The 10,589-nt window shown below is 73.6% G+C and carries 10 protein-coding genes; 3 read left to right on the top strand and 7 right to left on the bottom strand.

Features of this window, described 5'->3' with window-relative positions; all coding sequences use genetic code 11:
* Positions 1-1,448, top strand: a 1,448-nt coding sequence (locus tag FHP29_RS22470; RefSeq protein WP_240044289.1) for a DUF3418 domain-containing protein, incomplete at its 5' end; no start/stop codon positions are given.
* 40 nt (positions 1,449-1,488) lie between these two features.
* On the opposite strand, the gene FHP29_RS03820 is transcribed toward FHP29_RS22470, so the two are convergent.
* Complete coding sequence (locus tag FHP29_RS03820; RefSeq protein WP_139621533.1) at positions 1,489-2,307, bottom strand: alpha/beta fold hydrolase; 819 nt, start codon at positions 2,305-2,307, stop codon at positions 1,489-1,491.
* A gap of 206 nt (positions 2,308-2,513) precedes the next feature.
* Complete coding sequence (locus tag FHP29_RS03815) at positions 2,514-3,113, bottom strand: hypothetical protein (RefSeq protein ID WP_240044288.1); 600 nt, start codon at positions 3,111-3,113, stop codon at positions 2,514-2,516.
* A gap of 62 nt (positions 3,114-3,175) precedes the next feature.
* Between FHP29_RS03815 and FHP29_RS03810 the strand changes: the two genes are divergently transcribed.
* On the top strand, positions 3,176-4,600 hold the full coding sequence (locus tag FHP29_RS03810) for an extracellular solute-binding protein (RefSeq protein ID WP_139621532.1): 1,425 nt from the start codon (positions 3,176-3,178) through the stop codon (positions 4,598-4,600).
* Here the strand turns inward: FHP29_RS03810 and FHP29_RS03805 are convergent.
* A complete protein-coding gene (locus FHP29_RS03805; RefSeq protein ID WP_139621531.1) occupies positions 4,513-5,919 on the bottom strand; it encodes a ribonuclease D in 1,407 nt (468 codons plus the stop codon). The two genes, FHP29_RS03810 and FHP29_RS03805, sit on opposite strands and share 88 nt — an antisense overlap.
* Positions 5,919-6,527: a DUF3000 domain-containing protein gene (locus tag FHP29_RS03800; RefSeq protein WP_139621530.1), complete on the bottom strand. Its 609-nt coding sequence runs from the start codon at positions 6,525-6,527 to the stop codon at positions 5,919-5,921. The genes FHP29_RS03805 and FHP29_RS03800 overlap by 1 nt, the downstream gene beginning before the upstream one ends.
* A 69-nt stretch (positions 6,528-6,596) precedes the next feature.
* Between FHP29_RS03800 and hemE the strand changes: the two genes are divergently transcribed.
* Positions 6,597-7,643, top strand: a complete 1,047-nt coding sequence (gene hemE / locus FHP29_RS03795) for a uroporphyrinogen decarboxylase (RefSeq protein ID WP_240044287.1) — start codon at positions 6,597-6,599, stop codon at positions 7,641-7,643.
* Here the strand turns inward: hemE and FHP29_RS03790 are convergent.
* The 3 genes from FHP29_RS03790 to FHP29_RS03780 form a co-directional block, all read right to left on the bottom strand.
* Positions 7,628-8,416: an NYN domain-containing protein gene (locus FHP29_RS03790; protein WP_139621529.1), complete on the bottom strand. Its 789-nt coding sequence runs from the start codon at positions 8,414-8,416 to the stop codon at positions 7,628-7,630. The two genes, hemE and FHP29_RS03790, sit on opposite strands and share 16 nt — an antisense overlap.
* 32 nt (positions 8,417-8,448) lie before the next feature.
* Complete coding sequence (locus FHP29_RS03785; RefSeq protein WP_139621528.1) at positions 8,449-9,372, bottom strand: LysR family transcriptional regulator; 924 nt, start codon at positions 9,370-9,372, stop codon at positions 8,449-8,451.
* Between the two features lie 118 nt (positions 9,373-9,490).
* Positions 9,491-10,396 carry a DUF4349 domain-containing protein gene (locus FHP29_RS03780; protein ID WP_158296458.1) on the bottom strand — a complete coding sequence of 302 codons (906 nt, stop codon included), beginning with the start codon at positions 10,394-10,396 and terminating at the stop codon, positions 9,491-9,493.
* Positions 10,397-10,589 lie beyond the last annotated feature (193 nt).

Here is a 10,589-nt window from a genome sequence, read left to right as displayed (position 1 = left end):
AGCAGCCGGACCTGCTCACCTTCGACCTCGCCATGCTCACCCACGACACCGTCGAGGAGGTGCGCGAGGCCGACTATCCGGAGGAGTGGTCGGTCTCCGGCGGGCTCACCTTCCCGATCAGCTACCACTTCGAGCCGGGCGCGAAGGACGACGGCCTCACCATCGACATCCCGGTGGCGACTCTCAACCGGGTCGACGACGAGGACTTCTCCTGGATCGTCCCGGGCCTGCGCGAGGAGCTGGTCACCGAGCTGATCCGCAGCCTGCCGAAGGCCCTGCGGGTCAACTTCGTCCCGGCCCCCAACACCGCCCGCGAGTTCCTCGCCGCCGTCCCGGCGGGGGAGGAGCCGCTGCTGACCGCGCTGGAGCGCTACCTGCGCTCCACGACGGGCGTCCACGTGCCCCGCGGGGCGTGGGACCTCTCGGCGCTGCCGGCGCACCTCACCCCGACCTACCGGGTCGTCGACGAGCGCGGCCGGGTGCAGGGACGCGGCAAGTCGCTGACCGAGCTGAAGGCGCCGTTGCGGCCGCAGTTCGAGCGTGCCATCGCCGCGGTCGCCTCCGACTCGGGGGTCGCCCGCACCGGCGAGACGGCCTGGGTGTTCGACGAGATCCCCGACACCGCCACCTGGACCCGCGCCGGCCACGAGGTCGAGGCCTTTCCGGGCCTCGTCGACGAGGGCGCCTCCGTGGGCCTTCAGGTCTTCGGCTCGGCTGACGAGCGCGACGCGCGACACCGCCTCGCGGTCGTACGCCTGGCTCTGCTCGCCCTCGGCTCCGCGCCGCTCGCAGGCGTCGTCGAGGGCCTGGGCAACGCCGAGAAGCTCGGCCTCGCCGGGACGCCGTACGCCGGCGTGCCGGCGATCCTCGAGGACTGCCTGCGCGCCGTCGTGGTCGACGCCGTCGACGCCCGCCCGCCGGTCCGCACCCGTCAGGAGTACGACGACCTGCTGGCCGGCCTCCGCCCGAGCGCCGCCGCGGGCGTGCGCGACGTGCTGGCCGAGCTGCTCCGGGTGCTCGCCACCTGGCGCGAGGTCGACCGCCTGCTCAGCGGACGCGCCGACCTGCCGATGCTCCCCGCGCTCACCGACCTCCAGGGCCAGCTCGCCCGACTGGTCCACGACGGGTTCGTGGGGGATGCGGGCGCCGCCCGGCTGCGTCGCTACCGCACCTGGCTGGCCGCGATGCGCGAGCGGCGCGGCCAGCTGGAGACGGGCGGACGGCCCGCGCTGGTGAAGGACCGCCAGCGGATGGATCTCGTCCAGCCGCTCCAGGAGGCCTACCTCGCCCGGGTCGCGGCGCTCCCCGAGGGACGCCCCGCCGGTGAGGGTCTGCGCGCGATCCGCTGGATGCTGGAGGAGTACCGCGTCTCCCTGTGGGCCCAGCAGCTCGGCACCGACGGCCCGATCTCCGACGTCCGGATCCGCAAGGCCCTCGACTCCCTCTGACCCGAGCCGGCGGGTTGCTGCGGCCAGGAGCGCCCGGGGGTCACGAACGCAGCTCGGCGAGAAGACCGAGGATCCGCTCGGCGAGCTGCTCCGGATGCTGCTGGTGCAGGTTGTGGCCGCCCTCGACCACGACCTGCGTGGAGCTCGGCGAGAGTCCGAGCCAGAACCGCTGGTTCTCGACACCGCCCGGGTCGGCCCGGGTGGCGCTGAAGACCAGCACGGGGAAGGTGCCGATCGGCATGGGCAGGCGGTCGAGGACGTCGGTGTATCCGCGCACGTAGTCCACGTGCTCGGGGTTCTCGCGCCAGTCGAACTCCCCCTCCCGCTGCCAGGCCCGCATCTGCGCCGGGTCGTCGTGGTAGGAGTCGATGGTGACCAGGGCGGCCGTTCGCTCGGGATGGCGGGCCGCGCAGCCGATGCTCAGGTTGCCGCCGCCGGACTGTCCGGCCAGGACGTAGGGCGGCGACAGTCCCAGCGCCGCGATGACCTGGTCCTGCACGACGCACAGGTCCTCGAGGCCGCGGCGGCGCTCCGGCGCTCGGCTGCTGGACCCGGTCCCGGGCCGGTCGTAGGTGCACACGGTGGTCCGTGCCGCGAGGGGGAGGGTGAAGGGGCGCCCGAACGACGTCGTGCCCGGGGCGTCGGTCCCCGCTTCGAGGAGGATCGCCGGCTCGCCCTCTCCTGCGCACCAGTAGCGGATCTCGCCGGACTCGAGCTGCAGCCGTCCGTAGGTGTACTCCGGCTCCGTGGACGCGGTCGTGGTCGGCGTCGGCGTGCCGGCCCGCGGTGTCGACGACGTCCCGCAGCCGGCGGTCATGAGGAGGGCGACGGCGAGGAACCAGCGCAGAGCGGTGTCCATGCCCTCAGGCTGCGTCCTGGCCCCCCGGTGCGCAAGCGGCCTCCGTGGTCATGCCCCTCCGGGCCCCGGGGGCGGGAGAGGTCGAGCACACCGGGCCGGGAGCGCCTCACGGCGCAGGGCCGCTCGTGGCGGCTTGATGTTGGGACCCGGGGCTGCCGCGACCCGGTGTGCTCGATGACCGAGTCTACGGGGTCGATGCGCCCCTCTCACGCCAAACGGTGCGCGAGCTCGAGATGACCGGCCGCCTCGAGCTGCTCGGCGAGCGCGAGCATGCGGCGGATGTCGGGGTCGGGGACCTCGTGGAGGGTGGCCCGGCCGGCGGCGACCACCCGCGCGAAGGCCGCCGCGCGCAGGAGCACGTCGGCGAACTCGCCGGTGGCGATGCCGCGGAGCACCTCGTCGACCATCGCGCGCAGCTCGTCGGGCCCGGGCGGGTCGGCGACGCCGGCGACGACGCGGGCGAACTCGGCCCGGCCGCGCCCGGCGTCGAACTGGCGCGCGACGCCCGCCGGGTCGGCGTACACCCAGGAGCGCAGGAGGTAGAGGCGCCACAGGCAGCCGGACAAGGTGTCGGCGGCGGCGTGCGACCAGACCTCGGCGATCGCCTCGATGCCCTCGGTGTCGGCGAGGTGGACCAGGCGCTCGGCGACACCGGCGTCGTCGCTGGTGCGGGCGCCGCGGACGAGCAGGGCGGCGGCCCGCTCGGCGGCCTCGGCGAGCAGGCTCGGGTCCGTGGCGCCGGCGTACTCGTCGAAGAAGGCGGCCTCCCGCGGCGCGGGACGGTGGTGGCGCCGATGCTCGGACATCCGACAAGGGTAGGACCGCGGCCGTGCGGGCCGCCCTGTGACCGGCCGGTAGGGTTGCGGCCGTGGGTCGGTTCACGTGGCGGACGGGTGCGGTCGTGGTCGGCGTCGCCATGGCGGTTCTCGTCGGCATGATCGTCCTGGCCGGCGGCACCGAGCAGCAGAGCCCGGCGCACCATCCGAAGCCGACGGCGCAGGCGAGGACCGAGCTGCAGCTGGCCGTGTGGGGCAGCGCGCCCGAGGTCGCGGCGTACCAGACGGTCGTCGACGACTACAACGCCTCCAGCGAGGACACCAACGTGTCGGTGGTGTCGTGGCCCGACGCGGACGCGATGCTCGACGACATCCGCAGCGGCGCCGCCCAGCCCGACCTCTACCTGCTCCCGCGCGGCGAGCTGGCGCAGGTGGTGGCCGAGAAGCGCACCGTCCCGCTGCTCGACCTCGTCAACGAGCGGGAGATCCCGGTCGGCGACGACTTCGCGCGCGACGCGGTCTCGGCGTTCTCGGTCGACGACGACCTGCAGTGCATGCCGTACGCCGCCTCGCCGATGGTCATCTACTACAACAAGCAGCTCGTCGACTTCGCCGCGATGGAGGCCGAGGGCCTGCCGGTGCCGCGCGAGGACCACGCGAGCTGGAACCTCGCGGAGTTCCGCGCCGCCGCGGAGTTCGCCAGCCGGCCGCGCCGCAACCCCCGCGGCATCTACATCGAGCCGACGCTGCGCGGTCTCGCGCCGTTCGTCTACTCCGGCGGCGGTGAGATGTTCGACGACGCCAACGACCCCACGAGCCTCGCGCTCGGGGAAGACGGCTCGACCGACGCCCTGCGCCGCACCCTCGAGCTGCTGCGGGATCCCCGGCTGACGCTCAGCACCAAGCAGCTGGAGCAACGCCCGGCCCTCGAGTGGTTCAAGCGCGGCAAGCTCGCGATGATCGCCGGCTTCCGCGGGATGACCCCGGAGCTGCGGGGCACCGAGGGACTCGACTTCGACGTGATGCCGATGCCGTCGCTCGGCTCGTCCCGGACCGTCGCCGAGCTGAACGGCCTCTGCCTGGCCCCGGGGCGCCCGGCGCGCAACGAGGCCTCGGCCAACGTGCTGAGCTATCTGGTCAGCGACGAGGCGCTGGCCCGGGTCGCGGAGACCGGCTACATCCAGCCGGCCAAGCTGACCGTCGCGTTCTCCGACGACTTCCTCCAGTCGACGCTGGCTCCCGAGAACGCCGCGGTCTTCAACACCGCGATGCGCTCGATCGTGCTGCCGCCGCTGATGAGCCGGGGCCGGGAGCTGCGCCAGCTGGTGGACCCGGACATCGAGACGCTGCTGACGATCCCCGACATCGGCGACCTGCAGGAGGCGCTGCGCGCGATCGACGAGAAGTCGCGCAGCCTGCTCGACCCGGACTACGAGGAGCCGTCGGAGACGCCGTCGGGCTCGCCCTCGGGTACGCCGTCCGGTTCGCCTTCGGCCACGCCGTCCGACGACGGCTGACGCCTCCTCCGCGTGCCGCCGGGCGTGTCCTCGGCCTCGAGGATCGCGCGGCTGAGCGCGGACGCGGTCAGCCCGACCTGCCAGCTGCGGGCGCCGAGACCGCGGAGCTGGTCGATGACCGCCTCCAGCAGCTCGACCGGCTCGCGGGTCGCGGGCGGGGACCACATCACCCGGCGCAGGGTGTCGGGGGTCAGCAGGTTCTCCAACGGGACCGAGTGCTCCTCGGCGAGGGCGGCCACCGCCGCGCGGGCCAGCTCCAGACGTCGGGCGGCGACCGGGTCCTTGTCGGCCCAGGCGCGCGGGGCGGGCGGACCGTCGCCCTGGGTGGCGCGGGTGGGCAGCTCGTCCTCGGGCAGCTCGGCGGCCTCGTGCAGCGCGGCGAGCCACTCGCGGGCATGCCGGGCGGCGCCCCGGCCGTGGAATCCGGACGTGCCGAGCAGTGCGCCGCGGGTGGTCGGCATCGCGGTCGCGGCGGCGACGATGGCGGTGTCGGGGATCAGCCGACCGGGCGTGACGTCGCGCTCGCGGGCGATCGCGTCGCGCGCCTCCCACAGCGCCCGCACCGCGCCGAGGGTACGGCGGCCGCGGACCTTGTGCAGGCCGGAGGTGCGCCGCCAGGCATCGACGCGCACGGCGGGCTCGAAGCCGCGGAGGTGCTCGAACTCCTGGCGCGCCCAGTCCGCCTTGCCGGCCTCCTCGAGCTGGCCGGCGAGGATGTCGCGCAGCTCGACGAGCACCTCGACGTCGAGAGCGGCGTACTCCAGCCACGGCTCCGGCAGCGGGCGCGTCGACCAGTCGACGGCCGAGTGCTCCTTGCGCAGGTGCCGGCCGAGCAGGGTCTCGACGAGGGTGGCCAGCCCGACGCGCGGGTAGTTCAGCAGCCGGCCGGCGAGCTCGGTGTCGAACAGCGCGACCGGGTGGAGCCCGACCTCGGCCAGGCAGGGGAGGTCCTGGGTCGCGGCGTGCAGGATCCACTCGGCGTCGCCGATCGCCTCGGCGAGCGGCGCGAGGTCGTCGAAGGCGATGGGGTCGATCAGCGCGATCCCGGCGCCGGTGCGCTTGACCTGGATGAGGTAGGCACGGTTGGAGTAGCGGTAGCCCGACGCCCGCTCGGCGTCGATGGCCACCGGACCGGTCCCGGCGGCGAGCGCGGCGCAGTAGTCGGCCAGCGCCTCGGCCGTGTCGATGACCGGCGGGAGGCCGCCGGCGAGGGTCAGCAACTCGACCGGCTTGTCCGCGGTCGGCTCGTCCGCGGTCGGCTGGTCCTCGGTCGGCTGGTCCTCGGTCGGCTGGTCCTCGGTCGTCGGCTCGTCGGCCATCAGCCGCCCCGCTGGCCGCGCCGCGACGGCATGACCGCGATCCCGTCGGGCACCGGCTCGAGGCCGCCGGCGGTGCACAGCAGCTCGCCCCACGCCTCGGCGTGGGTGGCCAGGTCGGCGTGGTCGAGCGGGGTCCACGACGCCCGGATCTCGAGTTGCGCGCTGCCCGACTCGTCGCCCATCGAGCCGTAGCTCTCGGTGACCACCTTGGTGACCGTGCCCGAGACCGCCGTGTGCTCTGCGCCGTGCGCGTCGAGCGCGTCGGTCAGCCAGGTCCAGCCGACGTCGGTGAGCAGGGGGTCGGTCGCGAGGTCGTGGTCGATCTCCGCGCGGCAGTAGGCCACGCAGCGGAAGGTTCCCTCCCAGGCGTCGTTGCCGGCCGGGTCGTGCAGCAGGACGAGGCGTCCGGTGGCGACCTCCTCGTCGTCCACCGTGACGTCGGCGGAGAGCGCGGCGGCGTACGGCGCGATGCGCTGCGGCGCCGGCATCTCCTCGCAGAACACCTCGGGACGGAAGGCGGCCGCGCGCAGGCCCGCGACCGCAGCGGTGAACTCGGGGGGAGTGCCGGCCGCGCCGGACCCCTGGTTCATCTCCTGGCGGGCGACCATGGGGCCACCCTAGGACCACCGGGCCGGATCGATGTGCGTCCCACGCCGTTGACCTGACACCCTGACCCCGTGACCGCTCCCCTGCACGACAGCGCACTCCTCAAGGCAGCCCGCGGTGAGAAGGTGCCGCACACCCCGGTCTGGTTCATGCGCCAGGCGGGCCGCTCGCTGCCGGAGTACCTCCAGGTGCGCGAGGGCGTCGCCATGCTCGACTCCTGCATGAGCGCCGAGCTGATCACCGAGATCACCCTGCAGCCCGTGCGCCGGTACGGCGTGGACGCGGCCATCTTCTTCTCCGACATCGTGCTTCCGCTCAAGGCGGTCGGTGTCGACCTCGACATCGTCCCCGGCGTCGGCCCGGTCGTCGCCTCGCCGGTGCGCACGCTCGCGGACGTCGAGGCCATCCCCGACCTGACGCCCGAGCAGATCCCCTACATCACGCAGGCCGTCCAGGGCCTGGTCGGCGAGCTGGCCTCGGTCAACGGCGGCACCCCGCTCATCGGGTTCGCCGGCGCGCCGTTCACCGTCGCGTCGTACCTCGTCGAGGGCGGTCCCTCCAAGGAGCACGCGAAGACGAAGGCGCTCATGTTCGGCGCCCCCGACGTGTGGGACGCCCTCATGCGCAAGATCGCCGACATCTCCGCGGTCTTCCTCGAGACCCAGGTCGCCGCGGGCGCCTCCGCGGTCCAGCTGTTCGACTCGTGGGCCGGCGCGCTCACCCCCGACGACTACGTCCGCTATGTCCAGCCGCACTCCGCCCGCGTCCTCGCGCGGGTCGGCGAGCTCGGCGTGCCGCGCATCCACTTCGGCGTCGGTACGACGAACCTGCTCGACCTGATGGGCGAGGCCGGTGCCGACGTGGTCGGCGTCGACTGGCGCACCCCGCTGGAGCGCGCGATCCCCGTCGTGGGCGACCGCTCGGTGCAGGGCAACCTCGACCCCACCCTCGTGTTCGCGCCGACCGAGGTGATGACCGAGCGCGCCGCCGCCGTCATCGAGGCCGGCCGCGCCGCCCGCGGCCACATCTTCAACCTCGGCCACGGCGTCATCCCCAGCACCGACCCCGACCAGCTGGCCCGGCTGACGGAGTTCGTGCAGTCCTATCCCTTGGACTGAGCGGTCTTCGCCGTCTTCTTGGCCGGCGCCTTCTTCGCGGCCGCGTTCGTGGACGTGACCCGCCCCTTGAGCCCGACGCGCACCGCGGTCCCGGACCCGGTGGTCGTCAGGTAGCCCTGCGCCTGCACGAGCGTGATCAGCTTCGCAGCGCCGTACAGCCGTGGGTCGAAGGACGAGTCGGCCGAGCGGAGGTAGCTGCCGATCGCGCCCAGGTGCGCCCAGCCGTCGTCGTCGGAGGTGGCGTTGACGGCCCGGCTGAGCAGGCTCTGCAGGTTGGGGAGCGTCGCGGCGGGGTCGGCGTCCTCGGCCTCCGGTGACTCGGCCCGGTCCTCCCCGAGCACCTCGAGGTAGATGAAGGTGTCGCAGGCCGCGACGAGCGACTGTGGCGTCTTGCGCAGCCCGAGGCCGTAGACCGTCTTGCCCGACTCGCGCAGCCGGGTCGCCAGCCGGGTGAAGTCGCTGTCGCTGGAGACCAGCGCGAACGCGTCGAGGTTGCCGGAGTAGAGCAGGTCCATCGCGTCGATGATCAGCGCGGAGTCGGTCGAGTTCTTGCCCGTCGTGTAGGCGAACTGCTGCACCGGCACGATCGCGTGCCGGTTGAGCTGTGCCTTCCAGCCGCCGAGCTGGGTCGTGGTCCAGTCGCCGTACGCCCGCTTCACCGTCGCGACGCCGTATGTCGCCAACTCCTCCAGCAGGGCGCTCACGTGCTTGGGCGAGGTGTTGTCGGCGTCGATGAGGACGGCGAGCCGGGCGGTGCTCGGAGTGGTGGTCACCGGCCCATCATGCCGATCCCGCGTCCGGACGCTCAGGACGCGGCGCTGGCGCGCGTCGCGCCGTACTCCTCGGCGCGCGCGACGAGGGCCGCCTGCAGCTCCCGCACCGGCAGCGGCTGCTGCAGCGCCTTGCGCCGGCGCAGCTGGAGGGTCAGGAGGGTCTGGTCACCGGCGATCGGGAGGACGTCGATCACGCCGACCCGGTGCAGCGGGTCGCCGAGCACGGCGTAGTCGGGCAGCACCGCGACGCCGACGCCCTCCGCGACGAGGACCTTGGCCATCTCGGCCCCGTCGGTGCGGTGGGCGGCCGCCGGGAGCTCGGGGCCGAAGGCGCGGAGCAGGTAGCGGTGCATGACGTGGCCGGGGCGCATCATGACGAACCGCTCCTCCCGCAGCTCGTCGATGGTGACCTGCGGGCGCTGGGCGAGCGGATGCCCGGCCGGGAGCACGGCGACCGGTCGTCCATGCAGCAGGTCGGTCCCGTCGAGGCCGACCGGGGCGTCGTCGCCGTCGAGGACGTTGACCAGGCCCAGGTCGAGGGTGCCCTCGGTGAGCCCCTCGTCGATCCGGGCCTGCTCGAGCGTGAGCATCTCGACCGTCGTCCCGGGGTGGCGCTGCTGGAAGGAGCGGACGGCGGGCACGAGCAGCGTCGAGGTCGCGGCGTGCACGGTCCCCACCCGGATCGCCCGCGCATCGGTACGGCGGTCGCCGGCCGCGTCGCGCAGCCGCTCCACCGCGGCGAGGACGTCGGACATGTACGGCAGCAGCTCGCGGCCCTCGCGGCTGATCCGGGCTCCGGACCGACGGCGGTCCAGGAGGGTGACCCGCAGCTCGCGCTCGAGCTTGCTGAGCGCCTCGCTGAGCGCCGGCTGGGAGAGGTGGAGCCTCTCGCTCGCCCGGCGCAGCGAGCCGTGCTGGGTGACGGCGGTGAGGTACTCCAACTGTTCGATGCGCATGGGTGCGGCCTTTCACGTCCATCGGTGACGCCGTGGGTCGGAGTCCTTGCCCGAGACCTAAAGACAAGTAAGTCTGTAGACAAACAGTAACACGAGGGACGCGGGCTCCGGACCCGGCTCACGCAGTGCGGGCCGGACCCCGCGTCCGTCGGCGCAGGAGCAGGCGGGCCGGCACGGCGAGGACGGCGAGCAGGATCAACCACGGGACGAGGAAGCCGACCACCACGAGCACCGCACCGACACCCTCCACGAACGCCGCCCAGCCCTGGGCCAGCCCGCCGAGGAAGCCGTCGGCCTCGTCGTCGCGGTCGTGCCGTCCGGCCGGTTGCTCGACGTAGACGGTGATCGTCGCCATGCTGGTCTGGTCCGCGAGCCACTGCTGACGCGACTCGAGCGCGTCCAGGTCCGCCTGCCGGCTCGCGAGCTGGGACTCGATCGCGACGATCTGCTCGATGCTCTCGGCCCGGGCGAGGAGGGCCTCGATCCGCTGCACGCTCTTGCGCTGGGCTCGGATCCGCGCCTCGACGTCGACCACCTCGGCGCCCACGTCCTCGCCGCTGGTGGTGGTGCCGGTCGGCGTCGCGACCTCCTCGAGGTCGGCCACCACGTCGTCGAAGCTCTCACTCGGGACCCGCAACACCAGCCGCGCGCTCGACAGCCTCCCCTTGGCGCCGGTCGTCGTCTCCTGCTCGCTGACCGTCCCCTGATGCGCGTCGACCACCTTGCGCACGGCCAGCCGCGCCCGGCCGACGTCCTCGGCCTCCAGGGAGACGGTTCCCGTCGAGATGACCGCCGGCTGCGCCGTCGTCTCCCTCGCCGTGTCGCGGGCGGCGGCGTCGGCGGCGACGGGCGCCTCCAGAGCCCCGGCGGGCGCCTCCTTCGGCGCGACCTCGGCGGTCGACGCCCTCGCGTCGCTCGATCCGCCGGAGTCACCCGCCTCGTCGGAGCTGCCGCAGCCGGTGAGGGCCAGGGCCGCGGCGATGCCGGCGAGGACGAGGGCGGTACGACGCGGTGAGGTGTCCATGGCACTCCGACGCCGCCGGGTGTCGAACGGTTCCCGCCCGGTGGTTGAGCCCCGAAACCACCGGGCATCACCGACCCGCGCGGGGCGGGGTTGCCCCTGTGCACAGGCGGGATTCCGGCGTCGGGGTTGTGTCGTACGTCCTTGGGACGATGCCGTCATGGATCTCGGAACCCAGCCCCACGCGACAGCAGCT

Origin of the sequence: Nocardioides albidus (assembly GCF_006335005.1) — a bacterium.
GTDB lineage: Bacteria > Actinomycetota > Actinomycetes > Propionibacteriales > Nocardioidaceae > Nocardioides > Nocardioides albidus.
Note: the sequence above shows the minus strand (reverse complement) of the source record. Positions and strands in the feature narration are given on the sequence as shown.